Source organism: Pseudomonas sp. BE134 (genome assembly GCF_031456105.1).
Taxonomy (GTDB): Bacteria; Pseudomonadota; Gammaproteobacteria; order Pseudomonadales; family Pseudomonadaceae; genus Aquipseudomonas.
This window is the reverse complement of the sequence record NZ_JAVDUA010000048.1, coordinates 1-25,646: the sequence shown is the minus strand read 5'-3', so window position 1 is coordinate 25,646 and position 25,646 is coordinate 1. Positions and strand designations below refer to the sequence as shown.

General features: G+C 59.7%; 24 protein-coding genes. 18 read left to right on the top strand and 6 right to left on the bottom strand.

Annotated features, from left to right (window positions below):
* The 3 genes from J2Y56_RS27420 to J2Y56_RS27410 form a co-directional block, all read left to right on the top strand.
* A partial coding sequence (locus J2Y56_RS27420; RefSeq protein WP_310353939.1) for an RHS repeat-associated core domain-containing protein occupies positions 1 to 2,523 on the top strand: 2,523 nt, incomplete at its 5' end.
* A 7-nt stretch (positions 2,524 to 2,530) separates the two neighbouring features.
* On the top strand, positions 2,531 to 2,941 hold the full coding sequence (locus tag J2Y56_RS27415; protein ID WP_007944415.1) for a hypothetical protein: 411 nt from the start codon (positions 2,531 to 2,533) through the stop codon (positions 2,939 to 2,941).
* A gap of 360 nt (positions 2,942 to 3,301) precedes the next feature.
* Positions 3,302 to 3,625 (top strand): hypothetical protein, encoded by a 324-nt coding sequence (locus J2Y56_RS27410; RefSeq protein ID WP_310353936.1) that lies wholly within the window; start codon positions 3,302 to 3,304, stop codon positions 3,623 to 3,625.
* A gap of 237 nt (positions 3,626 to 3,862) precedes the next feature.
* Here the strand turns inward: J2Y56_RS27410 and J2Y56_RS27405 are convergent, their stop codons facing one another.
* Complete coding sequence (locus tag J2Y56_RS27405; protein WP_310353933.1) at positions 3,863 to 4,060, bottom strand: hypothetical protein; 198 nt, start codon at positions 4,058 to 4,060, stop codon at positions 3,863 to 3,865.
* A 327-nt stretch (positions 4,061 to 4,387) separates the two neighbouring features.
* On the opposite strand from J2Y56_RS27405, the gene J2Y56_RS27400 reads away from it, so the two are divergent.
* Entirely contained in the window at positions 4,388 to 4,603 is a 216-nt protein-coding gene (locus J2Y56_RS27400; RefSeq protein WP_007947074.1) for a molybdopterin-binding protein, read from the top strand.
* A gap of 207 nt (positions 4,604 to 4,810) precedes the next feature.
* Positions 4,811 to 5,830 carry an ABC transporter substrate-binding protein gene (locus J2Y56_RS27395; protein ID WP_007947073.1) on the top strand — a complete coding sequence of 340 codons (1,020 nt, stop codon included), beginning with the start codon at positions 4,811 to 4,813 and terminating at the stop codon, positions 5,828 to 5,830.
* Positions 5,831 to 5,835: 5 nt separating this feature from the next.
* On the opposite strand, the gene J2Y56_RS27390 is transcribed toward J2Y56_RS27395, so the two are convergent.
* Entirely contained in the window at positions 5,836 to 6,696 is an 861-nt protein-coding gene (locus J2Y56_RS27390; protein WP_310353929.1) for a LysR substrate-binding domain-containing protein, read from the bottom strand.
* Positions 6,697 to 6,950: 254 nt separating this feature from the next.
* Here J2Y56_RS27390 and J2Y56_RS27385 point away from each other — a divergent pair, with 254 nt between their 5' ends.
* The 11 genes from J2Y56_RS27385 to J2Y56_RS27335 all read left to right on the top strand — a co-directional run bounded on the left by J2Y56_RS27385 (position 6,951) and on the right by J2Y56_RS27335 (position 19,010).
* Complete coding sequence (locus tag J2Y56_RS27385) at positions 6,951 to 7,793, top strand: transporter substrate-binding domain-containing protein (protein ID WP_310353926.1); 843 nt, start codon at positions 6,951 to 6,953, stop codon at positions 7,791 to 7,793.
* A gap of 70 nt (positions 7,794 to 7,863) precedes the next feature.
* Entirely contained in the window at positions 7,864 to 8,715 is an 852-nt protein-coding gene (locus J2Y56_RS27380) for a transporter substrate-binding domain-containing protein (protein ID WP_310353923.1), read from the top strand.
* Positions 8,712 to 10,136: an FAD-binding oxidoreductase gene (locus tag J2Y56_RS27375; protein WP_310353920.1), complete on the top strand. Its 1,425-nt coding sequence runs from the start codon at positions 8,712 to 8,714 to the stop codon at positions 10,134 to 10,136. The genes J2Y56_RS27380 and J2Y56_RS27375 overlap by 4 nt, the downstream gene beginning before the upstream one ends.
* Positions 10,133 to 11,344, top strand: coding sequence for an aminotransferase class I/II-fold pyridoxal phosphate-dependent enzyme (locus J2Y56_RS27370; RefSeq protein WP_310353918.1), 1,212 nt, complete (start codon positions 10,133 to 10,135; stop codon positions 11,342 to 11,344). The genes J2Y56_RS27375 and J2Y56_RS27370 overlap by 4 nt, the downstream gene beginning before the upstream one ends.
* Positions 11,341 to 12,075, top strand: a complete 735-nt coding sequence (locus J2Y56_RS27365; protein WP_310353916.1) for an amino acid ABC transporter permease — start codon at positions 11,341 to 11,343, stop codon at positions 12,073 to 12,075. Before J2Y56_RS27370 ends, J2Y56_RS27365 begins: the two co-directional genes overlap by 4 nt.
* On the top strand, positions 12,065 to 12,853 hold the full coding sequence (locus J2Y56_RS27360; protein WP_007947066.1) for an amino acid ABC transporter permease: 789 nt from the start codon (positions 12,065 to 12,067) through the stop codon (positions 12,851 to 12,853). Before J2Y56_RS27365 ends, J2Y56_RS27360 begins: the two co-directional genes overlap by 11 nt.
* Positions 12,840 to 13,676 carry an amino acid ABC transporter ATP-binding protein gene (locus tag J2Y56_RS27355; RefSeq protein WP_007947065.1) on the top strand — a complete coding sequence of 279 codons (837 nt, stop codon included), beginning with the start codon at positions 12,840 to 12,842 and terminating at the stop codon, positions 13,674 to 13,676. Before J2Y56_RS27360 ends, J2Y56_RS27355 begins: the two co-directional genes overlap by 14 nt.
* A 17-nt stretch (positions 13,677 to 13,693) precedes the next feature.
* Positions 13,694 to 14,290, top strand: coding sequence for a hypothetical protein (locus J2Y56_RS27350; protein ID WP_007947064.1), 597 nt, complete (start codon positions 13,694 to 13,696; stop codon positions 14,288 to 14,290).
* Entirely contained in the window at positions 14,287 to 14,943 is a 657-nt protein-coding gene (locus tag J2Y56_RS27345; RefSeq protein ID WP_007947063.1) for a glutathione binding-like protein, read from the top strand. Before J2Y56_RS27350 ends, J2Y56_RS27345 begins: the two co-directional genes overlap by 4 nt.
* A 22-nt stretch (positions 14,944 to 14,965) precedes the next feature.
* A complete protein-coding gene (metC, locus tag J2Y56_RS27340; RefSeq protein ID WP_310353913.1) occupies positions 14,966 to 17,716 on the top strand; it encodes a cystathionine beta-lyase in 2,751 nt (916 codons plus the stop codon).
* Positions 17,717 to 17,783: 67 nt separating this feature from the next.
* Positions 17,784 to 19,010 carry an RtcB family protein gene (locus J2Y56_RS27335; RefSeq protein WP_310353911.1) on the top strand — a complete coding sequence of 409 codons (1,227 nt, stop codon included), beginning with the start codon at positions 17,784 to 17,786 and terminating at the stop codon, positions 19,008 to 19,010.
* 60 nt (positions 19,011 to 19,070) lie between these two features.
* Here the strand turns inward: J2Y56_RS27335 and J2Y56_RS27330 are convergent, their stop codons facing one another.
* The 3 genes from J2Y56_RS27330 to J2Y56_RS27320 all read right to left on the bottom strand — a co-directional run bounded on the left by J2Y56_RS27330 (position 19,071) and on the right by J2Y56_RS27320 (position 21,109).
* Positions 19,071 to 19,484, bottom strand: a complete 414-nt coding sequence (locus J2Y56_RS27330) for a VOC family protein (RefSeq protein ID WP_007947060.1) — start codon at positions 19,482 to 19,484, stop codon at positions 19,071 to 19,073.
* 184 nt (positions 19,485 to 19,668) lie between these two features.
* Positions 19,669 to 20,271, bottom strand: a complete 603-nt coding sequence (locus J2Y56_RS27325; RefSeq protein WP_007947058.1) for a TetR/AcrR family transcriptional regulator — start codon at positions 20,269 to 20,271, stop codon at positions 19,669 to 19,671.
* Complete coding sequence (locus tag J2Y56_RS27320) at positions 20,258 to 21,109, bottom strand: 3-hydroxybutyryl-CoA dehydrogenase (protein WP_310353908.1); 852 nt, start codon at positions 21,107 to 21,109, stop codon at positions 20,258 to 20,260. The genes J2Y56_RS27325 and J2Y56_RS27320 overlap by 14 nt, the downstream gene beginning before the upstream one ends.
* A 167-nt stretch (positions 21,110 to 21,276) precedes the next feature.
* On the opposite strand from J2Y56_RS27320, the gene J2Y56_RS27315 reads away from it, so the two are divergent.
* The gene (locus J2Y56_RS27315; RefSeq protein WP_007947056.1) at positions 21,277 to 22,293 is read left to right on the top strand and encodes an AraC family transcriptional regulator; all 1,017 of its coding nucleotides are present in this window, start codon (positions 21,277 to 21,279) and stop codon (positions 22,291 to 22,293) included.
* A gap of 374 nt (positions 22,294 to 22,667) precedes the next feature.
* Positions 22,668 to 24,482, top strand: a complete 1,815-nt coding sequence (locus tag J2Y56_RS27310) for an ABC transporter ATP-binding protein (RefSeq protein ID WP_310338656.1) — start codon at positions 22,668 to 22,670, stop codon at positions 24,480 to 24,482.
* On the opposite strand, the gene J2Y56_RS27305 is transcribed toward J2Y56_RS27310, so the two are convergent.
* The gene (locus tag J2Y56_RS27305; RefSeq protein ID WP_007947054.1) at positions 24,454 to 25,389 is read right to left on the bottom strand and encodes an alpha/beta hydrolase; all 936 of its coding nucleotides are present in this window, start codon (positions 25,387 to 25,389) and stop codon (positions 24,454 to 24,456) included. The genes J2Y56_RS27310 and J2Y56_RS27305 overlap by 29 nt on opposite strands.
* Positions 25,390 to 25,646: the final 257 nt, after the last annotated feature.

The following is a 25,646-nucleotide window of genomic DNA, read 5'->3' as shown; positions in this document are numbered from 1 at the left end:
GCGAAAAATCCCAACGGCGACTCCGCCGATTCCGCCAATAAAACCGCCACCAACAAATGCCCGGTGTCGATGGTCACTGGCGAAGAACTGCTGACCCTCAGCGACGGTTCGCTGGACGGTGTCCTGCCGTTTGACTTCACCCGACTCTATCGCACCAGCGCCGCCGACATCGACAGCGGCCTCGGGTTTGGCTGGAGCCACTCGCTCTCCCATCGACTGGACATCGACGGCGCCAGCGTCATCTGGACTGACCACGAAAACCGTCGCACCACGTTCCCGCTGCCGTCCGCCGAACGCCCGACGATCCACAACTGCCTGTCGCGCGCGGCGATTTACCTCGGCAATGAACCCGAAGAACTGATCCTCGCCCAGGCCGGCGACGAGGCGCGGTTTTATCACTTTCACCACGGTCGACTCACGGCGATCAGCGACGCCTACGACAGCCGCCGGCTCAATGCCGACGGTACCCAGCTGAAGTACCGCTACGACAACGCGCAGTTGTTGCTCACAGAAATCGAAAACGAATCCGGCGAGCAATATCGGCTGGACTACACCCCCGGCGGCTTGATCCGACAGGAAACCGGCTTCGACGGCCAACGCACGGCGTACGCCTACGACCTCAATGGCCAGCTGCTGGAGAAAACCGAGTTCGGCGCTGACGGTTCGCAGCTGATCACCGCTTACGAGCGTGATTCAGCGGGGCGGTTATTGGTCAAAACGCTACCCGACGGCATCAAGGTCAAATACCGCTACGACAACCTCGGCCGCCTGATCAGCGTCGACGACGGCCACGACCATCCGCTGGAATTCGAGTACGACCAACAGGACCGTCTGATCACCGAACACCAAGGCTGGGGCACCCTGCGCTATGGCTACGACGCCTGCGGCCAACTCAAGCGGCTGCGCCTGCCGGACGGCAGCAAACTCGATTACCACCACGCCAAGGGCGGCGCGCTGACCGCCATCGACCTCAACGGCGCACGGCTCACCACTCACCAGTTCGCGTTTGGGCGCGAGCAGCAGCGCCAACAAGGCCAGCTCACCAGCCACTACCACTATGACGAACAAGGCCGATTACAGACCCACGCCATCCACCAGCAAACCCGGCCGCGCTACATGCGCCATTACGGCTACGCGGTCAATGGCAACCTGGCCACCGTCGCCGACAGTCGCCACGGCCAGCGCAGCTATTACTACGATCCGCTCAACCGCCTGGCCCGCGTGCGCCACACCCGCGACGACCCAGCGGAAACCTTCTCCCACGACCCCGCCGGCAATCTGCTGATGCAGGACCGCCCCGGCGCCGCCAAGGTGCGGGGCAATCGCCTGCTCCTACAAGGCGACCGCCACTACGACTACGACGCCTTCGGCAATCTGATCCGCGAACGCCGCGGCACCGCGCAAAAACTCGTCACCGACTACCGCTACGACTGCCAGCACCGCCTGATCGGCATCACCACCCCGGACGGTCGCACCGCCAGCTACCGCTACGACGCCTTCGGCCGCCGCATCGCCAAAACCGTCAACGGCCACACCACCGAATTCTTCTGGCAAGGCGACAACCTCGTCGCCGAAAGCAGCCGCGAACACTACCGCAGCTACGTCTACGAACCCGGCAGCTTCCGCCCGCTGGCCATGCTCGACGGCAAAGGCCCACGCAAGGCTTGCCCGTTTTACTACCAACTCGACCACCTGGGTACGCCGCAGGAACTGACCGATTTTGGTGGCGAGATCGTCTGGTCGGCGAAGTACAACGCCTACGGCAAGGTCACGCACCTGGCGCTGGGCGGGGGCGAGCAGCTTGAGCAGCCGTTGCGCTTTCAGGGGCAATACTTCGACACCGAGAGCGGTCTGCACTACAACCGGCATCGGTACTATGATCCGGATGTTGGCCGGTACCTGACGCAGGATCCGGTCAAGTTGGCGGGTGGGCTGAATCCGTACCAGTACACGCCGAATCCGACGGGGTGGGTTGATCCGTTGGGGTTGAGCGGGAACTGCCCGCCGCCGAACAAGCCTGGGTGTGGGGCGCCGGATGATACGACTGGTGCTAGGGTGGATGAGGGTGAGCCGGCGCTGCCGAAGCTTAAGTTAAGTGCTCAGGAGCTTGCCGAGAAAGAAGTTAGACGGTTGGATAAAAGCCAGGGCATGCATATGGTGGGGAAACATAGTCCAGCGGTACCAGATGCCAAATGGAAGCAGCGAGCTATTGATGGTACGGATCCGATAACTGGTAGAAAACCCTGGCACCAACGTGGTAATCCAAGCTCCAGATTTAGCAGTTGGGAGTTGATGCTCGAGGCTTACACTCTTGCAACAACAAGAACGAAGAACGGTCTTCCGCGTTACACGGGGAAAGACAATGAGGACAACGATGTTGTCAGAATGAGACTTCCGGGCGCGGGGGAAGGGTACATGCCAAATTCCAAATCAAAAGAAAATCCGAAGTTGATCGGTTTGGACGGATTTGAAATGAAATTTGATGATGACGGCGTGCCATTTACGCTGTATCCGATTAAGTAGAGAAAAAATGCTTATTGATCCTGGAACTGAACAGCCATACGTCCCGACGCCTTCATATTTTTTAGGGTGTTTTGATATTTATGATCGCGAAGAGACCCTTGGGGAGGAGTTGGAACAGTTTGATCCCAATAATCCTGCAGACAGGGAAGAGCTAATACTCAAGTACTGCCTGACTAGAAAACGGTCATACCGACATCGATTTTTACTTTATAAGTGCTTGGAAGAGGCGCTTCAGGACGCAGCATATGATTTTAAGTCGCTGCTGGCGTATGACCCAGAAGCATATTCGTCATTTCCTTGCGGCTGGGATGAGATGGATAACACCAGAGCTTTTTTCGAGGATATCTTCCGGTTGGCAACCTTGGAATGGAAAGACGATCTTCAAAAAGCCAGTCTTGAAGACCAATCCACTTGGTAGGCGACGTTTGTGAAACGGAAGCGAAATTTCTGGGCAAGGTCGTCGGAAGTTTCCTTCAACTTGTAGCGGCTTTCATGAACTGGTGCGAAGTGAGATCCATGGATAGTCTTTGGCTGTCGCTGCAAATGCAGCGGCAGGGTGTAGGAACCCTCGGAAATTCACCGCGCATCAGCGCTGTCGTTTGATTGCGGCACTTAATTTGTGTCCGTAAGATCGTTCGCGGCGGCTGTGCGCGGGACACGCTTCGGCGTGGCTGAGTTTGGTGGATTTCTCAGTTTCCTACTCCCGCGTATGGCTGCCACCCAAGCCCGTAGGAAAGGCCGTTGGCAGCTTAAATTTATCCGCCAAAGGTCTGAAAAAATGAAAACCCTACACCCCGATCCCCCCTACGAAAAACCAATCCCCCATCCCAAAAGCCGCTTCATGGCCCTCACCAGCAACTGCACCGACATGCCCACGCTGTTCGTCGATACCCACGCGCCGCTCGATGTTTTATACGACGCCGCCAATTATCGAATTCGCGCCGTCACACAGGTGCTCGAGAACATGTCGATGCGCGGTTCGCTTGAGTGTGAGTCGTTCATTCTTAGTGATTTTGCGTTGCTGTGCGCCATTCCTTTGCGGGATGGGTGTGATGTGTTGGATGTGCTTGGGCGGCGGTTGCGGGTACGGCCTTCGGATTAATGCCGCTGCGAGATCGTTCCCACGCTCTGCGTGGGAATGCAGCCACTGACGCTCTGCGTCAAGTTGGTGCTCGGCTCGACATTGGCGGTGGGGCTGGAACGCGGAGCGTCCTTGGAGGCATTCCCACACGGAGCGTGGGAACGATCATTGGGTCGTCTTAATTAGCACCAAATAAGTGCGCGATAGGTGATCAGCAATCGTCTGGCGCCACTTATTGGTGCGAAAACACACTCAGGACTAGTAAGCCGGTACCTGTCCAAGGTGGTTGTCCTGCACGCCAGCTATCAGGTGCAGTGGAATATGCGGTTGTTCTTCCAGGCAAGGGACTTCGAAGCTACCCACAATTTGCACGTGCCGATCAATCAATCCGGTCGATTCTTGTACTGTTTTAGCCATTCTCGCGTGGTTCGCTGCGATTTCACTGAGGGTTGACACGTTAAATCTCCGGGTGACTCACCAAGCGTTTCGCTGGGGTCCTTAAGTGTTGGTTTGATTTGTCGCGTCAGAATTACGTCGTTTCCGAGCGGCTACGACCGGCCTTTGCAATCCCCAAGCCAGACACTTTGTGCGTTGCGTCAAAGATTTGCCTAGGCGACGAATGGTGTGAGGTCCTCGCAACTTGGCCAATAGCACAAAGACTCAATATTCAAAAAAGGAATAAATAGATAATTATTTATTCCTTTTGTTGTTTGTCCAGGTGGTGCACTTTGAAGGCCTGCGCATCCCAACGGATGTGCCCGTCCTCAGACAGGAAGCCTCATCATGACCATCAAAGCGATCAACGTCCGTAACCAGTTCAAAGGCGTCATCAAGGAAATCCTGCAAGGCGACGTGGTGTCGGAAATCGACGTGCAAACTGCCTCCGGAATCGTCACCTCGGTGATCACCACCCGTTCGGTGCGCGACCTTGAATTGAAAGTCGGCAGCGAAGTGATTGCTTTCGTCAAATCCACCGAAGTCTCGATCGCCAAGCTCTGACCCCAAAACACACTTTGTAGCAGCTGGCGAAGCCTGCGTTCGGCTGCGCAGCAGTCGTGAAATCAGACAATGCGGTGTGTCAGGAAGACCTCGCAAACTCAGGTTTACGACTGCTGCGCAGCCGAACGCAGGCTTCGCCAGCTGCTACGGATTGTGGCGTTCCTGCCCTTGTCGGCATTAGTGGCGCACATTCACATTGAGGTTTTCATGACGACACCTTTCAAGCGCAGCGCATTGACCCTGTTGGCCACTTCCGTGGCTGCGCTGAGCGCATTACTCAGCCCCCTGGTTCAGGCCGAAGGCAAAATCAGCATCGCCCAGCAATTTGGCATCGGTTACCTGATTCTGGATGTGGTGCGTGATCAGCAGCTCATCGAGAAACATGGCAAGGAGCAGGGCCTCGATATCAAGGTCGACTGGAACAGCATTTCCGGCGCCACGGCGATGAACGAAGCGCTGCTGGCCGGTGCGCTGGATGTGGTGTCAGCGGGTGTGCCGCCGATGTTGACGATCTGGGATCGGACCAAGGGCAAACAAAACGTCAAGGCCATCGCTTCGCTGGGGTCGATGCCCAACTACCTGTTGACCAATAATCCAAATGTGAAAAGCCTCAAGGACTTCACCGAAAAGGACCGCATTGCGGTGCCGGCGGCGGGGGTAGGGTTCCAGTCGCGCACCTTGCAGATCGAAACGGCCAAGCAGTTTGGTGCGGACAATTTCAAAAAGTTTGACGACATCTCGATCAGCCTCGCTCATCCCGATGCGACATCGGCGCTGATTGCGGGTGGTTCGGAGATCAACTCCCATTTTTCCAGCCCGCCGTTCCAGTATCAGGAATTGCAGAGCCCCAACGTACACAAGGTACTGAGTTCCTACGACGTACTGGGTGGCCAGGCCACGTTCAACGTGCTGTACACCACTGAGAAATTCCACGACGAAAACCCGAAAACCTACAAGGCGTTTTACGCCGCGCTGGCCGAGGCCGAGAAAATCATCAAGGCCGATAAGCCGGCGGCCGCCCAGACCTATATCCGCGTGGAGCAGTCGAAGCTGGCCCTGCCACTGGTTGAGAAGATCGTCGCCGATCCCGAAATCGACTTCACCGTGGTGCCACAGCGCACCTATATCTACGCCGAGAAGCTCCAGGAACTGGGTGTGCTGAAAAACAAGGCCGCCAGTTGGAAGGATTACTTCTTTGAGGAAGCGCACAGCAGCGGGGGCAGTTGATCGCGTCAGAGCCCCCGGCTGCTTCTGATCAGCTCATAGGCTCGACGCACTAGCGGGTTCACCGTGTTGGGGCGAATCCACAGGTGATACGTCACGTCCGGCAGCCGTGGCAATCCGTCCGTTTCACCCAGTACGCGCATGTCCGGGCCGAGCATTTCCATGCTGCGGGCCGTGACACCCAGCCCCGCACGCGTCGCAGCCTTGATGCCAATCAGGTTCGAGGCCAGATACGCCTGGCGCCAGGGAATGTTTGCACGCTCCAGGGCTTGCAGCGCATAGCGGCGGTAGATGCTCGGCTCGTCCACGAGAATCAGCGGCAAGGGTTCGCCGGGGTTGTGAATGTACTGCGCCGAGCAGATCCACCACACCGGTGAAGTGCGCAGGGCGAAGCCTTCGAGGTTGGGGTCTTCGCGGGTGGAAATCACCATGTCGATCTTGCCCCGGTGCAGGTCTTCCATCAGGAACGGACTGCGGCCGACATCGATCTCCAGTCGCAAGCGCGGTGCCGAGCGGGCGATGTGGCTGAGGATCGGCGGCAGGATGGTGTCGGCAATGTCATGGGGTGAGCCGATGCGCAGCACGCCGCTCAAGCTGCTTTCACGCAGGGAGTTCAGGGCCTCGTCGTTAAGCGAGAGCATCTGCCGTGCATGCCGAAGTAACTGCAAGCCGGCTTCGGTGAGTTGTTTTTGCCGTCCGCGCTTCTCGAACAGATTCACACCGACGAGCTGTTCCAGGCGTTGCATGTGTTGGGTGACCGACGATTGCGTGCGGTCCAGTTGCGCGCCGGCCTCGGCAAAACTGTGGTGATCCACCACGGCAATGAAGGTGCGCAGCAATTCAAGATCAAGCGTTGGCAGGGGCGACATGACAATGGACCAGGGCTGTTTTTATATCAGGAGTCTAAACATAAACATTACAGGTCTTTATGTTTGTTCGTTGTTTGTTTTGGAGCGTTTTAGTGATTTGCCCAATAAACACTGAGATTTAGGCTGAAAAGTATTGGCGGCCACACCGCAAGTTATAACGATATTAGATATCTGCATTTCCGTTACACCCACGCTGTACCTAGGATGCCATCACACCCGGTCGGGGTATGCCGATCAACCATTAGGGGAAGTTCATGTTGCTCAAGCGCACGCCTGTTAAACAATTGTTGCCCGTGATGCTGGGCGCCCTGATCTCCTTGGCTGCCAGTACTGGCGTCCATGCGGATGCGACGCTGGACAAGATCGAGCAGCGTCATGTGCTGGTGGTCGGCGTGCTGCTGTCCGGCGGCCCCTTTGGCGGGATTGATCCTGCCACTCAGAAGCCGCGCGGCTTGAATGTTGAGCTCGCGCAGGAATTGGGGCAGCGACTAGGCGCCGAGGTGGAACTGGTGCCGGTGTTGCCCGCCAACCGTGTGCAGTTTCTGCAGCAGGGTAAGGTCGACTTGCTGATTGCCAACATGGAATGGACCGCCGAACGTGGCGAGATCCTCGGTTTTGTACCGACCCCGTTCTATCGAGTCGGCGGCTCCGCAGCGGTGCTCAAGGACAGCAAGATCACCCGTTGGGAAGACCTGAAAAACCAACCGGTCTGCACTTCGCAAGGCAGCAGTTACATCAAGCCGCTGACCGAGTTTGGCGCTGAGATCAAAGCCTTCAAGAGTTCTTCGGAATCCTTGCTGGCGTTGCGCGGCAACAACTGCGTCGCGGCGGTGCATGACGCCACGCTCATCAATCCGCTGCTCGCCGACACCGCCGAATGGCAGGGCTATCGCGCGATCGGCCCGGAACTCAACCCCGCGCCGTCGGTGATCTGGACCCGTCGTGGAGAAAGCGATACCCAGGCCAGGCTCGATCCTATTATCAAGGACCTGCACCGCAGCGGCTGGTTGATTGAAGCCCAGACCCGCAACCGCATCACACCCGCATCCCCCGCGCTGGTGGAACTGCAAAAACAGTTTCAAGCCAACGGCGCCTGATCCCGGCCCGCCATCCCCTCGTTTTTAACAGCCCGTCGTTTTGCGCGACGGGCTTGCAAGGTAGTCGTGCATGAATCGTTATTTCTCCGCAAAAAACTTGTTCACCCTGTGCCTGGCAGGGTGTGCCGGGATGCTCGCCAGTCTCGCCCAGGCCGACGCCACGCTGGACAAGATCGAGGAACGCCACGCCATCAGCATCGGGGTGATTCTCAGCGGTCCGCCGTTCGGCACCCTCGATCCGAAGACCGGCGAACACTTGGGCTACAACGTGGAATTGGCCAAGGGTGTCGCCAAGGCGATGGGTGTCGAGGCCAAGACGGTTTCGGTGCTGGCGCCGAATCGCGTGCAGTTTTTGCAGCAGGGCAAGGTCGACATTCTGATTGCCAACATGCAGTTCACCGAAGAGCGCGCCGAGATTCTCGATTACGTGCCTACGCCGTACGAGGAAGTCGGCGGCGCGGCGTTGATTCGCAAAGGCGCGGGCATCACGCAATGGGCCGACCTCAAGGGCAAGCCGGTGTGCGTGTCCCAAGGCAGCAACTTCATCAAGCCCTTGCAGGAAACCTACGGCGCCGAGATCAAGGCCTTCCGCAGTCAGTCGGAATCGCTGTTGTCGCTACGCGGCAATGGTTGCGTTGCCGCGGTGCATGTTAGCCCGACTATGCATGCCTTGTTGAGCGATGCCGAGTGGGCTGAGTATGACATTCCGCTGCCGGGTGATTTGATTCCGTCCAACTCGGTGATCTGGGTGCGCAAAGGCGAGCACGATACCCAGGCGAAACTAGATGCCATCGTGCGCGACTGGCACCGCAGTGGCTGGCTGCTCGAACTCGGCGAGCGTACCGGTATGGCGCCGTCCCAGGCTTTGCGTGACCTGCACGAGCAATACCGCAAGGTAGCGCCGCTGGCGTCGCAACCATGAGTCGGCCGTTGTTCGAGGTGTTGCAGCAACTGCTCGGTGCCCGCCATGTGCAGAGCAGCAAAGAGGCCGCGCCGTACCTGACCGATAAACAAGGACGTTATGTCGGGCAGGTGGTTGCTGCCGTGCATCCGGCGAACACCGAGGAAGTTGCGGCCGTGGTCCGCGCCTGTGTGGCCTGTGATACGCCCGTGGTGGTGCAGGGCGGCAACACCGGTTTGATGGGTGGCGCCACACCGGACGCCAGCGGCCGTGCCGTTTTGCTGTTGCTGGATCGCCTGAACCGGGTGCGTGCGGTGGACACCGACAACGACACCCTGACCGTCGAGGCCGGCTGCATATTGCAAACCGTGCAGAACGTCGCCCGTGAAGCGGGCCGCCTCTTTCCCCTGAGTCTGGGCGCCGAAGGCAGTTGCACCATCGGCGGCAATCTCGGCACCAATGCCGGTGGCACGGCGGTGTTGCGCTACGGCAATACTCGCGAGCTGACGCTGGGGCTGGAAGTGGTGACGGCCGAGGGCGAAATCTGGAACGGTCTGCGTGGCTTGCGCAAGGACAATACCGGTTACGACCTGCGTGACCTGTTTATTGGCAGCGAAGGCACACTCGGGATTATCACTGCGGCGACCCTGAAACTGTTCCCGTTGCCCAAGGCGCAAGCCACGGCGCTACTGGCCTTCGACTCCCTGGCCCAGGCGGTGGAGTTCCTATCTCATGCCCGTGCCGGTTTCGGTGCCAGCCTCACTGCGTTCGAACTGCTCAGTGCCGATTGCCTGACGTTGTTGCGTGAGCAATTTCCTGAGGGCCCGCAACCGTTTCTCGGGGCCATTCAACCCTGGTTCGCCTTGCTGGAACTGTCGGATATCCACAGCGAAAGCCATGCTCGCGAGGCTTTTGAAGAGGTGCTCGGCGCGGCGTTCGAAAACGCGTTCCTGGCCAATGCACTGATTGCCGAAAGCCTCACCCAGAGCGAAGCCCTGTGGCAATTGCGCGAGAATATGAGCGAGGCGCAGAAGCGTGCCGGTCGCAACATGAAGCACGACATCTCGGTACCGATTTCCCAGGTCGTGGCGTTTGTCGCGCACACCGATGCGCTGTTGCAGGCGCATTTTCCGGGCGTGCGCCATTTCACCTTCGGCCACCTGGGCGACGGCAACCTGCACTACAACGTTGCCCACCCGCTGGATTCGACGGTCGACGCGCACATGGCTCAATACGCGGCGCTCAGTCTGCTGGTGCACGACAGCGCCCACGCCCACGGCGGTTCCATCAGTGCCGAGCATGGCGTTGGCCAGCGCAAACGGGACCTGTTGGAACGCTACAAAAGCCCGGTGGAGCTGAATTTGATGCGACGGATCAAGCAGGCGCTGGACCCGAAAAACCTGCTCAATCCGGGCAAGGTCGTGGAGGTGACGTCGTCATGAGCCTTCGTCTGTCCCAGCGCGTGCAACGCGTCTCGCTGTCGGCCAATGCCGCCGCCAAATCCCGGGCCACCGAGTTGCGCGAGGCCGGTCGCGACATTCTCGACCTGACCACCGGCGAGCCGGATTTCGATACCCCCGAACACATCAAGCAAGCGGCCTATGCCGCCATCGCCGCCGGTGCGACCAAGTACACCGCGACCCCCGGCGTGAAAGCCTTGCGGGTGGCCGTGCAACGCAAACTCCAGGAGGAAAACCGACTGGACTATCCGCTGGCCTCCATCGTCATTGCCAACGGCGCCAAGCAGATCATCTTCAACGCGTTTGCCGCGACCCTCGACGACGGCGATGAAGTGCTGGTGCCTACACCGTACTGGCCGTCATTTCCGGACAGCGTGCGGTTCAACGGTGGCGAGCCGGTGTTTATCGAATGCGGGCTGGCGCAGGGCTGCAAGGTCACCGCAGAACAGTTGGCGCAACACATTGGCGAACGGACGCGCTGGCTGATCCTCAACGGCCCCGGCAATCCGAGTGGCGCGGTGTACAGCGCGGCCGAGTTGCAATTGATCGCCGAGGTGCTGCGCCGTCATCCACAAGTGCTGATCCTGTTGGATGAACTCTACGAACATATCCGCTTTGACGGTCAGCCGGCACAGAGCCTGCTCAATGTCGCGCCGGATCTGCAGCCGCGTTGCCTGCTGGTGGGCGGCGTATCGAAGACGTATGCCATGACCGGCTGGCGCATCGGTTTCGGTGCCGGGCCGCACGGGCTGACCAGTGCCATGGCGGTCGTGCAGTCACAATCCACGTCGGGGGCTTCCTCAGTTGGACAAGCCGCGGCATTGGCCGCCTTCGAAGGCGGACTGGATTTCTTGCCGGAACAGGTCGCGGCTTATCAGTTGCGTCGGGATCTATTGGTCAGTGCCTTACGCGACGTAAAGGGTCTTGAAGTGCTTGAACCCCAAGGCGGCTTCTTCGTGTTTATCCGCTGCGCCGGTTTGCTTGGGCGTTATCGTCCGGACGGTATACGCCTGAACAGCGACGCCGATGTCGTGGCGTATTTACTGGAGGAGGGTGTGGCCGGCGTGGCGGGCAGTGCGTATGGCTTGTCGCCGTGGTTCCGCCTGTCCATCGCCACCGCGACTGACAGCGTGGCTGAAGCCGGACGCCGCATCGCTCACGCCTGCGGACATTTGCGAGGCGAACCATGAATCACTGGCTCGAAGTGTTCGTCCACTGGGTCGCCGGGTTCGGCTTGAATTACAGCTTTCTGCTGGACGCCTACCAACGTGGCACCCTGGCGCAGGGCGCGCTGACCACCGTGTGGCTGTGCCTGTTGACCATCGTCGGCAGTCTGCTGGCCGGTATCGCACTTGCCGCGATGCTGACGTCGGGCAGACCCTGGCTGGCCAAACCGGCGCGGGTATTTGTCGAGGTCACCCGCAACACGCCGACGCTGGTGCAGCTGTACTGCGCGTTCCTGGTGTTGAACATGCTGTTGACCCAGGCCGTCGGCGCGGCCAATCCGCTGACACCCTTTGCCTGGGTGGTGATTGTGATCTCGTTGCACAAGGGCGCGTTCCACGCCGAAGCCTTGCGTGCGGGGATTGAAGCGGTGCCGGCGGTGACGATGGAAGCGGCCAGTTCGCTGGCTTTCAACAGTCGTCAGTTGTTGTGGAACGTGCAGCTGCCGCTGGCCGTGCGCTTCGCCTTGCCCTCGCTGATCAACAACCTGATCGACCTGGTGAAGATGACGGCCGTGGCCTCGGCCATTGCGGTCGGCGACATCACCTACGCGGCGATCATGATCTGGACCCAGAGCGATAACGTGCTGGAACTGATGATTCTGATCCTGAGCTTTTTCGGTCTGCTGAGTTTTATCGTCAATTGTGTGGGGCGCTACCTTGAAGCGCGCCTGAGGATGCCCGGCTATGGCCATTGAATCGTCCGTCAGCGCGCCGCTGGCCTGGCCTCGGCGGCATGTCGGCAAGTTGCTGGTGTTGGCTGGCGCCGTGCTTTGGCTGCTGTACTTCGCCCCGCAAAGCCCGGTGCTCAAGGCCTTGGTGCAATGGTCGCCAGCGCTGGCGGTGGGCTTTGCCCAGAACATTCTGATCAGTCTGGTCGCCATCGGTTTGGGGTCGGTGCTGGGGTTGTTGGTGGGGGCGTTGGCGTTGTCGCCGCTGAGGCTGTTGCGTCTGCCGGCACGGATCTGGGTGCAGATTTTCCGCAATGCGCCGTGGCTGGTGCTGATCTATTTCACCACCTATGTGTTTCCGTTCGAGATCCACATCGGCAGCGCCTATGTCTCGTTCCCGGACTGGGTCAAGGTGACCATCGGCCTGGCCTTACCGGCGAGCGCCAACGTCGCGGAAATCTTCCGTGGCGCCATTGCCTCGATCCCCAGCACCCAGTGGGAAGCCGCCCGTTCGCTGGCATTTACCCGTGGGCAAATTTTCCGCTCGATCATCCTGCCGCAGTGTTTCAAGCGCATGTTGCCGCCGTGGATGAACCTGTATGCGGTCATCACCATGGGCACCGCACTGGCCTCGTTGGTGGGCGTGCACGACGTGATCGACACCGCACAGATCGCCAGCAACACGGTGAACATGACCGGTTTCACCGTGGTGATTTACCTGAGCCTGCTGGTGCTGTTCTTCGCCTATTGCTACCCGATTTCCCGTCTCACCCAACGCCTGGAGCGACGTTATGCCTTTTACTGAAACCGTCGCCGAACCCTTGGTCAGCCTGCGCGATCTGCACCTGTCGTTCGGCACCAACCCGGTGCTCAAAGGCATCGATCTCGACGTGCACCGAGGCCAGGCCGTGTCGATCATCGGCCCGTCCGGCTCCGGCAAGTCGACCATTTTGCGCTGCATCACCGGCCTGTTGCAGCCGCAGCGCGGCACCATTCGCGTCGACTCCACCGAGGTTCACACCTTGTCTCAGGAATCCGAGCGCATCGAGTTGCGCAAGCGAGTGGGATTTGTATTCCAGCAGTACAACCTGTTCCCGCATCTGTCGGTGTTGGAAAACCTGGTGATCGCGCCGCGCAAGGTGTTGGGCCACAGCCGGATCGAGGCCGAAAAACAGGCGCGTGCCTTGCTGGCCAAAGTGCGCATGGAGCACAAGGCTGACGCCTATCCGGGGCAACTGTCCGGCGGCCAGCAGCAGCGCGTGGCGATTGCCCGCGCGTTGGCGATGCGCCCGGAACTGATTCTGTTCGATGAGGTGACCTCGGCCCTCGACCCGGAAACCGTCGGTGAAGTGCTAACGGTGATTCGCGAGTTGACCGAAGAGGGTATGACCTGCGTGCTGGTGACCCACGAGATGCGTTTCGCTGAAGAAATCAGCGACATCGTCTACTTCACCGAAAACGGCGTGATCGTCGAACACGGCAGCGCCACACAGATTTTCCGGCACCCGACCAGCGAGCGCACCCAAACGTTTTTGCGCCATGCATTGGGTGATTCGGGGCGTCGTCCCGCCGTCGCCAATGATCCGTATCTGTTGACCAACCTGGGCCGTTACAGCCTGTCCGTCTAACACCGAGGAGCCTGTTCATGAGTACCCATAACCGTGCCGCCGTCATCGAAGATTTTCTGAAGAAAATCCGTAACATCAATCAACGTGGTGTCGACCGCGCCGCGCTGGGAGAGATCGTTGCCCTGCTTGAAGACCTGGCCGAACGCCGTGATCTGTTCAATTTCGACGAATTCCCCGCGCCAGTGCCAGGGCAGGGCAGCACAGCATTTCGCTACCGCCTGAATGACGACGGCGACACGCCGACGCTGTACCTGAATTCGTTGTTGCCGGGCAAAAGCACCATCCCCCACAACCACGAAACCTGGGCGATCATCAGTGCGGTCGAAGGCCAGGAAATCAACTACGTCTACGCCCGTGACGATGAAGGTCGCGAGCCTGGGTTCACCACGTTGCACCTGGAAAAAGAAGTGATTGTGCAACCGGGCACGTCGATTTCCTTTCTGGGGGACGACCTGCACGGCATCCGTGTCGAAGGCGAGCAAGCGACCTTGCATTTTCACCTCTACGGTCTGCCGCTGGAGTCGCTCAACGGTCGTTACGGCGTTGAAGGCGACGGGCGCATTCTCAATTACAACGCCTCGCAAATGGCACCGTCGATCAAGGCCTACGCATGATCGATCTTTACTACTGGCCCACCGGCAACGGGTTGAAGATCGGCATCTTGCTCGAAGAGCTGGAGCTGGCCTATCGCGTGTTGCCGGTCAATATTCGTGAAGGTGAGCAGAAACAGCCGGCGTTCCAGCGAATCAGCGCCAATGGGCGAATTCCGGCGATTGTTGACCATGCCCCCGCAGGTTTGAGTGAACCGCTGAGCCTGTTCGAGTCCGGTGCCATCCTTAATTATCTGGCCGACAAGGCAGGACGTTTCCTGCCACCAGCGGGCAGTGCCGAACGGCAGAACGTCCAGGAATGGTTGTTCTGGCAGGTCGGGCATATCACCCCGTACCTGAGCCAGTTGCAGGTGTTCAAGGAGAAAGCACCGGAGCCGATTCCATTCGCCCTCGACTTACTCAATGCCGAGGCGACGCGATTGTATCGGGTGCTGGAAACGCGCCTGTCGGAAGTGCCGTATGTGGCGGGTGACTACTCCATCGCGGACATGGCGATCTTTCCGTGGATCCAGCCGTTGCGTCAGGGCCAGGACCTGGCGGACTTCCCGCATATCCATGCCTGGCGAGAACGCCTGAAGGCACGACCGGCTATTCAGCGTGCGTATGCGAAGGGCTGGGACGTTGCGGCCAACGAGCGCTCTCTGGCGCTTCAATAACTCTTTTTCAAGCGGGACTTTCATGAGCCACACCGTAACCCCAGGGCAATTGCAGCAATGGCTGTTCGACGGGCGGGAGATTGCCCTGTTTGACGTGCGTGAACATGGCCAGTATGGCGAGGCCCACCTGTTTTTCGGGGTGAACCTGCCCTATAGCCGACTGGAGCTGGAGGTGCGGCGTCTGGCGCCGAATCTTCAGGTGCGGCTGGTGATCTATGACCAGAACGGCGGGGATGTCGCCACCCGTTCTGCCCAGCGTCTTCAGGTGCTCGGGTATGAGCGTGTGCACGTACTGGAGGGCGGTGCCGATGGCTGGCAGGCGGCCGGTTTTCAGCTGTTTGCTGGCGTGCATGTACCGTCCAAGGCCTTTGGCGAGTTGGTGGAGTTGGCCAGTCATACGCCGCATGTCACCGCGCAGCAGTTGGCTGAATGGCAAAGCCGGGGCGAGCCGCTGGTGCTGCTGGACGGTCGGCCGTTCGATGAGTATCGCAAGATGACCATTCCCGGTTCGGTGTGTTGCCCGAACGGCGAGCTGGGCTATCGCATCCACGATCTGGTAGCGGACGACACCACGCCGATTGTGGTCAATTGCGCCGGCCGCACCCGCAGCATTATTGGTGCCCAAACCCTGATCAACCTGGGTTTGAAAAACCCTGTCTACGCGTTGGAGAACGGTACCCAAGGCTGGGATCTCGAAGATTTGCAGCTGGAGCATGGCAGTACTCGACGTTATGCCGATGAAGTGTCCTCCAGCACATTGCCGGGGCAGCGACTGGCGGCTGCGCAACTGGCACAACGGGCGGGCGTCAAGACCGTTGATGCGGCGCAGGTTGAGCAATGGGCCGGGGAGGGGGATCGCAGTCTGTTTTTATGCGATGTGCGCACCGCCGATGAGTTTGCGGCGGGCAGTCTGTCGGGGGCGCAACACACCCCGGGCGGGCAGTTGATTCAGTCCACCGATTTGTATGTCGGCGTGCGCCGGGCGCGTTTGGTGCTGATTGACAGCGATGGCGTGCGCGCGCCGATTGTCGGCAGTTGGTTGCGACAGTTGGGACATGAAGCGTATGTCCTCCAGGACGGTATAAGCAGCGGTCTGGCATTGCCGGCGGTCGAGGTGATTGCTCACGAGGCGTTGCCGTCGGTCTCCGCGCTGGCGCTGGCCGATGCGCTGAAGGACGACGCCGTTGCGCTGATTGACCTGCGCCCGAGCATGGCCTATCGCAAGGGCCATATCGCCGGGGCGCGCTGGTCGATCCGCTCGCGGTTGGCGACTGACTTGGCCACAGAGCAGCGACCTCTGGTGCTGCTGGCTGATGACCCATTGCTGGCCGTATTCGCGGCGCAAGAGTTGCCTGAAGCTCAGCGCGCCCAAGTCCGCTTGCTGGACGGTGGACTCGACGCCTGGCGTGTAGCGGATTTCGCAGTACAGGAAAACCCGGCTTCGCCTTCCGATGAACAGTGCATCGATTTTCTGTTCTTTACCCATGATCGCCACGCCGGCAACAAGGACGCGGCGCGGCAATACCTGGCGTGGGAAATCGGCTTGTTGGCACAGATGAGCGACAACGAAATCGCCAGCCTCAAACCGCTGCCGCCACAAACACCTGAAAACTCGCGGATACGCACTCGCCTGATCCATTCCGCACGCACCGAGCGAGGCAATGGTGGTCGATCGGTCAACGTGCCGGTCACCCGTTTAAGCACGGTGCTGTTCGACAACCTGGCACAAATGCGCGACGCTCGCGCCCGCCGTGACAGCGAGCGAGTGCTGAGCTATGGCGCCCGGGGCAATCCGACGGCGTTCGCCCTCGAAGACCTGGTCACCGAACTGGAGGGTGGATATCGCACGCGCTTGTTCGGCACCGGACTGGCGGCGGTCGCGCAGACGTTTCTGGCTTACCTGCGCCCCGGCGACCATGTGCTGATCACTGATGCGGTGTACGCACCTGTGCGACGTCTGGCCCGGGAATTTCTTCAACCATTTGGCATCCAGGTCGACTACTTCGCCCCGGACGGCAGCGACCTGCAAGCGCAACTGCAAGCCAACACCAAAATGGTCTACACCGAAGTCCCAGGTTCGCTCCTGTACGAGCTCTGTGATTTTCCGGCCATCGCTGCCCTGTGCAAACCCCGTGGCATCCTGCTGGCCGTCGATAACACCTGGGGCTCGGGTTACCTGTACCGACCGCTGACCCTTGGCGCGGACATCTCGATCATGGCATTGACCAAGTACCTGTGCGGCCACAGCGATGTGGTCATGGGCAGCGTCTGCACCCGTGAAGACATCTGGCAGCCACTAGCGGCGATGAGCGACACCTTTGGCATCACGGTCAGTCCTGACGACGCTTATCTGGTACTGCGCGGCGCCCGAACCCTGGCGCCACGCCTGGAGGTGCACGAGCGCCAGGCCTTGGAGATCGCCCATTGGCTGCAAGCGCAACCGCAGGTGAAACGGGTGTTCCATCCGGCATTGCCCGATCATCCGGGGCACGCGTTGTGGCAGCGGGATTTCAACGGCAGTAATGGATTGCTGTCGTTCGAGCTGATGGAGGCGGACAGCCGCCATGTCGAGCGCTTCATCGATGCGTTGCAGGTGTTCGGGCTGGGGGCTTCGTGGGGCGGTTACGAAAGCCTGATCACGGTTGCCGATACCAAGGACCGCAACAGTGCGCAGGATCGCTCATTGAACCCGGTGCTGCGGTTGCATATCGGGCTGGAGGATGTCGAGGCGTTGATTGAGGATCTGCAGCGCGGCTTCGCTGCGCTACTATGAAGGCCTCAACTGGCGGCTCTACCGCCAGCACCACGCCGACTCACCGGCCCATAGAAAGAACAGGATCATGCAAGACCGTACCTACCAACTACTGGAAGTCGCCCACGGCAAACCGATCAAACTCTGGACCGAAGGCGTCCCGGTAGAAAACGAAGCCAGGCAGCAGTTGATCAACACCGCCAGGATGCCGTTCATCTTCAAACACCTGGCGGTGATGCCTGACGTGCACTTGGGCAAGGGCTCGACGATTGGTAGTGTCATTCCTACCCAGGGTGCAATCATTCCGGCTGCCGTCGGGGTCGACATTGGCTGCGGCATGATTGCCGCGTGCACCACGCTGACGGCAACTGATTTACCCGACAACCTGCACGGCTTGCGCTGCGCCATCGAAAAAGCGGTGCCCCACGGCCGCACCATGGGGCGCGGCATCCGGGACAAAGGTGCGTGGGACAGCGTTCCGAAACAGGCTGATCAGGCTTGGGCCGCACTGGATTCACGGTTCAAGGCAATCACCGCCAAGTACCCGAAACTCGCCAGCACCAACAATCGTGTGCACTTGGGCACGTTGGGCAGCGGCAACCATTTCATTGAGGTGTGCCTGGATGAGACCAACCGGGTCTGGTTCATGCTGCACAGTGGTTCTCGCGGGGTCGGCAACGCCATTGGCAACCTGTTCATTCAACTGGCTCAGGCTGACATGCGCCAGCACCTCGCCAACCTGCCGGACCGTGACCTGGCCTACTTCGAGGAAGGCAGTCGACATTTTGCTGATTACGTCGAAGCCGTGGGCTGGGCCCAGGACTTCGCCAGACAGAACCGTGCACTGATGATGCAATCGGTGATTCAGGCGACACGCAAAGTGATCAGCAAGCCCTTTGACGTGGCGCTGGAGGCGGTGAACTGTCACCAGAACTACGTGCAAAAAGAGCGGCACTTTGGTCAGGACATCCTCGTCACCCGCAAGGGCGCGGTGTCGGCGAAAAAGGGCGAGTTGGGGATTATTCCCGGATCGATGGGCGCGAAAAGCTTCATCGTCCGAGGGCTGGGCAATGAGCAGTCGTTCTGTTCCTGCAGCCACGGTGCCGGCCGCACCATGAGTCGCACCAAAGCGAAAAGCCTGTTCACCGTCCAAGACCAGATTCGCGCCACCGCCCACGTCGAGTGCCGCAAGGATGCAGCGGTCATCGATGAAATCCCGATGGCCTACAAGGACATTGATGACGTTATGCACGCCCAGCGCGAACTGGTGGAAGTGCTGCACACCCTGCGTCAGGTGGTGTGCGTAAAGGGCTGAGCCCTTTGGCAATAATAGAAAGCCCAGCCATTTCAGGTTGGGCTTTTTCGTGTCTGACAGTCACTGATCCTTCTCGCAATTGACCATCCACGACACACCAAACCGATCCACCAGCATGCCGAAACGCGCGGCCCAGAATGTCTGTTCCAGCGCCATTTGCACGGTGCCGTCTTCCGACAAGGCAGTGAAGACCCGTTCCGCCTCCGCGATGCTGTCAACATTGAGCGATACCGAAAAACCAGCCATATCATCGACAGGACGATCCGGTGTGGTGTCGGACCCCATGATGGCCTGGTCCCCGACGACGAGGCGGGTGTGAATGATCAGGTTGTGAAGATCCTTCGGCACGTGTTCGCCGGCCGGGGTTTCGCCAAAGGTCATCATGGCTTCGATTTCGCCAGGCAAGCTCTGGGCATAGAAGGTGAAGGCCGCTTTGCAGTTGCCGTTGAAGATCAGGTAGGGATTGATTTTCATGATGTGCTCCCGGTAACGAAGGAAGCCGAACGAGGTTGGATTAACCGCCAGCTCCGCAGTGATTGGACTGGGTTTAGCAAAGCGTTAGAGGGAGTGATTGGCCATTTTTGTTTAGATGTTTTTTCTATTGATGCGCTGCGTTTTATGGCCTCAACCGCGGTCGACCTGACATTGCGTCAGGTCTTCAGGCCACGGCGCGTGGTGCCGACGGTCGAAGCAGGCGTTCAATGGCCCCGCTCACCAGGTTCTCCAGCAGTTCATCACGCTCATGTTCGTTCAGCGAATGTTGCATCAGCCACCCGGGGGCGCTATTGAGCAAGTTGGCGATGGCGTGCGCGGTGGCACGTTGCGCCTGTTCACCGGCCCGGGGTTTGGGGCCGATCATCAGCAGCAAGCGCTGTTCGTATTGCTCGCGCAAGTGCTGGACTCGCGCTTGTTGCTCGTCATTGAGGCAACCGGCGTCGCGCTCCGCCAGACGAAAATGCCACGGCATTTCCCGGTGCAGATTCAAGTGCGCACGGATCAGGCTTTGCAGCTTGTCGCGTTTGGCCGGGCCCTTTTGATCGAGGCGACCCAGGGTCGCCAGCAGTTCTTCGTAGAACTCCTCGATCAGGTCGAGCAGCAAGTGCTGCTTGCTCGGGTAATGGTGATACAGCGAGCCCGAGGAAAGCCCCAGGCACGTGGCCAGCTCACGCATGCCGACCTGACCGAAACCCTTGCTGGAGAACAACTCCAGCACTTTGTCCCGGTACTCGGAAAAGCGTGAGCAACGTTCAGGCATAGGCATAGAATCCACGTCCTGTTTTGCGCCCCAGATAGCCGGCGGCGACCATCTCCTTGAGCAGTGGGGCAGGGCGGTATTTGCTGTCATTGAAGCCGTCGTGGAAGGCTTCCATGATTGCCAGCAGGGTATCCAGACCGATCAGGTCCGCCAGGGCCAGCGGGCCGATCGGCTGGTTGCAGCCCAGGCGCATGCCGGCGTCGATGTCTTCGGCACTGGCCAGACCTTCCTGAAACACCAGAACCGCTTCGTTGATCATCGGCACCAGAATCCGGTTGACCACGAAACCCGGGCGGTTGCCGGCGGTGATCGCGTTTTTGCCCAGCGTTGTCGCCATGTCCAGGGCGAGGGCGTGGGTGCTGTCGCTGGTTTGCAGGCCGCGGATCACTTCTATCAGGCCCATCACCGGCACCGGGTTGAAGAAGTGCAGGCCGATGAAGCGCTCAGGCTGGCTGACGCTGGCGGCGAGTTGGGTAATCGACAGCGACGACGTGTTGGAAGCAATCACGCACTCGGCGCTGACCTGCGCGGCGATCTGTTGCAGTACGCGCAGTTTCAGGTCGAGGTTTTCGGTGGCCGCTTCGATCACCAGTTGCGCGTTTTGCAGGCTATCGTATTGGGTGCTGGTGCGAATTTTGTCGAGGGCTACGTTCTTCTGTTCCTCGGTCAACGTTGCCTTGGCGACCTGACGATCGAGGTTTTTGCCGACCGTTGCCAGGGCCTTTTGCAGGGCGCTCTCGGAGATGTCGATCAGGGTCACGTTGAATCCGGCCAGCGCACAGACCTGCGCAATGCCATTGCCCATGGTGCCAGCGCCGATTACGCCAATGTTTTGCAGATTCATGTTGCCGTCCTTCAGGTCATACCGTGCGATACCTTGGCCGTGACAACGGTCGAAGGCGTACTATTGGCCGCGAGTCTAGAACCGGCAGCCCGGTTGTCCTATGCCGCAACTGTTCAACGGTGCTGGCGTTTTTTGCCAGTTCAAGTGTTAGGGAGAGAAACGTTCACATGCGGGAAAACGACTCGGTTGCCGTTTATTTCGTGCAGGCAATGATCCATGCGCTGGCGGGTGATCCACAGCGCCTCAAGGCTGCACTGGAACAGGCCGGCATCGACCAGGCGTTGATGGCCGAGCCCACGGCGCGGGTGCCGGCAAGCGCGTTTGCCGAGCTGTGGTTGATTCAGATCCGCGAATTGAACGACGAGTTTTTCCGCCTCGACTCCCACGGCATGCCGCCGGGCAGCTTCGCCCTGATCTGCCGCGCCTTGATTCAGGAACCCGACCTGCACAAAGCCATGCGCCAGTGCCTGGCCAATTTCGGCCTGTTCCTGCGCGACTTTCGCGGCACCCTGACCGTGCGCGGCAAGCGCGCATTCATCAGCCTGGACAGCCACGCGCAAAACGACGACGTCAGCCGTTTCGGCGAAGAGACGTTCCTGGTGCTGATGATCAGTCTGATGTGCTGGCTCGGCGGGCGGCGCATCCCCATCGACCGCGCAGACTTCCGTCATGAACGCGTGTCCCTCAGCGACGACCGTCTGCTGTGGGGCCCCAACCTGACCTTCGGTGCCGAGCGCACCGAAATCGAATTCGCCAGTCACTACCTGCGCCTGCCGGTGGTGCAAGACCTGGCCTCGCTGAAAGTATTCCTGCGCACTGCCCCGCAATGGCTGGTGATCCGCTTCCGCAACCAGCATGGCCTGGCCTCGCAAGTCCACCAGCGCCTGCGCAACAGCGACTACAGCGAATGGCCGACCTTGCAGGATTTCGCCCTGGAACAACACCTGAGCCCCAGCACCTTCCGCCGCAAATTGGAGCGCGAAGGGTGCTCCTATCAGGAGATCAAGGACGAAGTGCGGCGAGGCGTGGCCTTTGAGCAATTGCGCCAGAGCAAGGCGAGCATCAGTGACATCGCCGAACGGCTGGGCTTTCAGGAACCGAGTGCGTTCCATCGGGCGTTCAAGAAATGGACGGGGGAGAGCCCGGGGCGGTATCGGGCGCGGTTTCAGGTGGGTGTGGAATGAAGTGGACTTTCTCTCTCTGTTTCGGGAGTACCTGAAACGGGGGAGCCACGGTACGTAATGACGACCTTTGCAAAGTGGTCCGTGTTCTGACTACCCACTTCAAGGGATGATTTTAATTGCGCAATTCGAGAGCGAATGGACATAGCAGTTAGCTTGCTGAACCCAGGTTTAGCTAGCTGCTTTTCCAGGAAAAGGAGCTCTGCTGATACGTGCAGATATTCGTTTCTATTCATGCGCGACCTCTGAAAGTCGGTCGATCCTCATCCTGACGCGTGCTCGCGTCAAGCGAACAAACGTTACAGTTGATTCGCACCGGGCTCGTTGCCGGGCTGAAGTACCATGACACCTTGTTTGTTCTCTGCGAGCCAGTCCCCATGCCTGCGGCCCTTAACCGCTTCACCGCCTTGTTCGACCAGGCCCGACGTGCCTTGCTGCTGGTCTGGGGCACTTCTCGCGGATTATTCCTCGGCCTGGTCCTGGCCACTCTGATTGCCGGTGTCCTCCCGGCACTGGCCGCCTGGATAGGTCAACGCATCGTCGATGCCGTGGTCAGTGCCATGCAGTTGCACGCGCAGCAGGGCAGTGCGCCGTTGTGGCCGGTGGTGCGTTATGTGTTGATGGAGGCGGGGGTGCTGGCGTTGTTGTCCGGTACTCAGCGGGCGCTGTCAGTTCAGCAGTCGCTGTTGCGGGTGCAGTTGGGGCAGAAGGTCAACACGATGATTCTGGAGAAAGCCCAGACGTTGTCGCTGGTGCAGTTCGAGAATTCCGAGTTTTACGACAAGCTGGTGCGGGTGCGGCGCGAGGCGTCGACCCGGCCGCTGGCGTTGGTGATGAAGTCGTTGGGGCTGATCCAGAATCTGATTGTGCTGATCAGCTTCGGCGTGTTGCTGGTGCACTTTTCGCCGTGGGCGCTGGTGCTGCTGGTGGTCGGTGCATTGCCGGTGTTTTTCGCCGAAGCGCATTTTTCCGGGGATGCTTTTCGGCTATTCACCCGCCGGGCGCCCGAGAGCCGGCAGCAGAATTACATCGAGACGCTGCTGTCCCACGAGGGGTACATCAAAGAGGTCAAACTCTTTGGTTTCGCACCGCTGTTGTTGCAGCGCTATCGCGACACGTTCACGCGTCTCTACGCCGAAGACCGTCGGTTGACGCTGCGTCGCGATGGCTGGGGATTCGTCCTCGGCCTGCTTGGTACTTCGGCGTTTTACCTGGCGTATGCGTGGGTGGTGGTCGATACCGTTCACGGCAATATCAGCCTTGGGCAAATGACCATGTACCTGGTGTTGTTCAAGCAGGGGCAAACGGCGGTCAGCAGTAGCTTGAGCGCCATCAGCGGTCTCTACGAAGACGGCCTTTACCTGTCGAGTCTTTATGAATACCTGGCCGAACCGGTGGTGGCCGATTCCGGACATCTCACCGAGGGCGCGGTGCCCGGCGATGGTTTGCGTTTCGAGAACGTCGGTTTTCGTTATCCCGGGGCGAGTCGTGCGGCGCTGGAGGGCATCGACCTGCACCTGGTTCCGGGGCGCAGCCTGGCGCTGGTGGGGGAGAACGGTTCGGGCAAGACCACGCTGATCAAATTGCTGACCCGTTTGTACCGACCCGATCAAGGCCGCATTTTGCTCGATGGCAGCGATTTGCAGACCTGGAAGGAGGACGTGCTGCGACAGCGCATTGGCGTGATTTTTCAGGATTACATCCGCTACCAGTTTTCGGTCGGTGAAAACATCGGCGTCGGCGACACGTTGGCGTTCAATGATGAACAGCGCTGGCAGGACGCGGCAGCGCAGGGCATGGCTGCACCGTTCATCGAGCGTCTGGATCGAGGGTACGCCACGCAGTTGGGTCGATGGTTTGCCGGTGGGCAAGAGTTGTCAGGTGGGCAGTGGCAAAAGATCGCGCTATCGCGTGCTTACATGCGGCGCGATGCCGATATCCTGATTCTCGACGAACCGACGTCGGCACTCGATCCAGCGGCGGAAGCGGCGGTATTCGAGCATTTCAGCGAGCACACCGAAAGTCGCATGACGTTGCTGATTTCCCACCGGTTTTCCAGCGTGCGCAATGCGGACCACATCATCGTGCTGGACCAGGGGGCGATCCTTGAGCGCGGCGATCACGACCATCTCGTGAAGGCGGGCGGACGCTACGCGCAACTGTTCAACCTGCAAGCCCAGGGTTACCGCTAGGTTTTGCTTTCATCAAACCTTCGAGCGCCTGGCGATATTGGCTGCCCCCCAGGCTCATGCTGTTGTTATGGGTGCCGCCGGGCACCAGCAGCAGGCGCTTGGGTTCATTGGCGGCGTTGAACAATTGCTGGCTGAAGTATGAGGGCATGAACCGGTCGGCCAGGCCGTGAACCACCAGCAGCGGCATGTCGATGTCGACGATCTTGTCGAGGGAATCGAATTTCTGCGACACCAGCCAACGCACCGGCAGCCAGTTCACCGGCAGGTTGCTGTCGGCCACTTGCGCCACGGCATCGCCCAGCGAGGTGAACGTGGACTCGATCACCAGACCGCGCACCGGCACTTCGACTTGTTGCTTTTTCGCCTGTGCGGTCAGGTCCGCCGCAAGGTCGATGGCCACCGCGCCGCCCAGGGAGTGACCGTAGATCAGACGTTTGTTGGCGTCCGGTTGCATCTGGGTGAAGCGCTCCCAGGCGGCTCGGGCGTCTTCATAAACGCTGGCTTCGGAGGGCAGATCCCCTTTGCTTTGACCGAACCCACGGTAGTCGATGGCCAGCACCGAGTAGCCCATGGCGCGCAATTGCTCGATGCGAAACGCCTGGCCCGTCAGGTTCCAGCGTACGCCGTGCAGGTAGAGGATCGACGGCGCATCACGGCGTGCGGCCGGCCACCACCAGGCGTGGAGGTTTTGCCCGGCCTTGAATCGGGCGGGTTTGATGTCGAACTCCTGCACATCGTCCGGCAAGCCGCGATACCAGCCCGCCGTACCTGGCTCGATGCGGAACAGCAATTCGCGCTCTTTGTACTTGAGCACACCGCAACTCACCGGCAGGCCGACGATCAATGCGGCCATGCACAGCATCGGCAGCCAGCGACGGCCCAAGCGGCTCATCCAACTCGACAACATACGGCGGTCCGGAAGGTCTGCGGGAAAAGACGGTTTTTAACAGATGCGTGGCGGGGGCGGGGACAAATTCGACAGCCGTATGAGGTTTTGGGGTGAATGATCGGGCCCCATCGCGAGCAGGCTCGCTCCCACAATTGACCGGGTTCTACCAGAAAAAACGCGATCCACTAATGAAATGGCTACCCCCGCTGCCCCCTGTGATCGCCCACTAAGCTTTCACAGGGGGCCTACCGGAGACCGTTGCCATGAACAAAGTA

Bases quoted from the DNA above. Each gene is read 5' to 3' on its own strand.
- J2Y56_RS27320 (WP_310353908.1), bottom strand. From the start codon at position 21,109: ATGAATCTGCAAAACATTGGCGTAATCGGCGCTGGCACCATGGGCAAT.
- J2Y56_RS27360 (WP_007947066.1), top strand. From the start codon at position 12,065: ATGGCCATTGAATCGTCCGTCAGCGCGCCGCTGGCCTGGCCTCGGCGG.
- J2Y56_RS27365 (WP_310353916.1), top strand. From the start codon at position 11,341: ATGAATCACTGGCTCGAAGTGTTCGTCCACTGGGTCGCCGGGTTCGGC.
- J2Y56_RS27350 (WP_007947064.1), top strand. From the start codon at position 13,694: ATGAGTACCCATAACCGTGCCGCCGTCATCGAAGATTTTCTGAAGAAA.
- J2Y56_RS27315 (WP_007947056.1), top strand. From the start codon at position 21,277: ATGCGGGAAAACGACTCGGTTGCCGTTTATTTCGTGCAGGCAATGATC.
- J2Y56_RS27400 (WP_007947074.1), top strand. From the start codon at position 4,388: ATGACCATCAAAGCGATCAACGTCCGTAACCAGTTCAAAGGCGTCATC.
- J2Y56_RS27355 (WP_007947065.1), top strand. From the start codon at position 12,840: ATGCCTTTTACTGAAACCGTCGCCGAACCCTTGGTCAGCCTGCGCGAT.
- J2Y56_RS27395 (WP_007947073.1), top strand. From the start codon at position 4,811: ATGACGACACCTTTCAAGCGCAGCGCATTGACCCTGTTGGCCACTTCC.
- J2Y56_RS27415 (WP_007944415.1), top strand. From the start codon at position 2,531: ATGCTTATTGATCCTGGAACTGAACAGCCATACGTCCCGACGCCTTCA.
- J2Y56_RS27305 (WP_007947054.1), bottom strand. From the start codon at position 25,389: ATGTTGTCGAGTTGGATGAGCCGCTTGGGCCGTCGCTGGCTGCCGATG.
- J2Y56_RS27335 (WP_310353911.1), top strand. From the start codon at position 17,784: ATGCAAGACCGTACCTACCAACTACTGGAAGTCGCCCACGGCAAACCG.
- J2Y56_RS27370 (WP_310353918.1), top strand. From the start codon at position 10,133: ATGAGCCTTCGTCTGTCCCAGCGCGTGCAACGCGTCTCGCTGTCGGCC.
- metC (WP_310353913.1), top strand. From the start codon at position 14,966: ATGAGCCACACCGTAACCCCAGGGCAATTGCAGCAATGGCTGTTCGAC.
- J2Y56_RS27345 (WP_007947063.1), top strand. From the start codon at position 14,287: ATGATCGATCTTTACTACTGGCCCACCGGCAACGGGTTGAAGATCGGC.
- J2Y56_RS27375 (WP_310353920.1), top strand. From the start codon at position 8,712: ATGAGTCGGCCGTTGTTCGAGGTGTTGCAGCAACTGCTCGGTGCCCGC.
- J2Y56_RS27310 (WP_310338656.1), top strand. From the start codon at position 22,668: ATGCCTGCGGCCCTTAACCGCTTCACCGCCTTGTTCGACCAGGCCCGA.
- J2Y56_RS27385 (WP_310353926.1), top strand. From the start codon at position 6,951: ATGTTGCTCAAGCGCACGCCTGTTAAACAATTGTTGCCCGTGATGCTG.
- J2Y56_RS27330 (WP_007947060.1), bottom strand. From the start codon at position 19,484: ATGAAAATCAATCCCTACCTGATCTTCAACGGCAACTGCAAAGCGGCC.
- J2Y56_RS27380 (WP_310353923.1), top strand. From the start codon at position 7,864: ATGAATCGTTATTTCTCCGCAAAAAACTTGTTCACCCTGTGCCTGGCA.
- J2Y56_RS27390 (WP_310353929.1), bottom strand. From the start codon at position 6,696: ATGTCGCCCCTGCCAACGCTTGATCTTGAATTGCTGCGCACCTTCATT.
- J2Y56_RS27410 (WP_310353936.1), top strand. From the start codon at position 3,302: ATGAAAACCCTACACCCCGATCCCCCCTACGAAAAACCAATCCCCCAT.
- J2Y56_RS27325 (WP_007947058.1), bottom strand. From the start codon at position 20,271: ATGCCTATGCCTGAACGTTGCTCACGCTTTTCCGAGTACCGGGACAAA.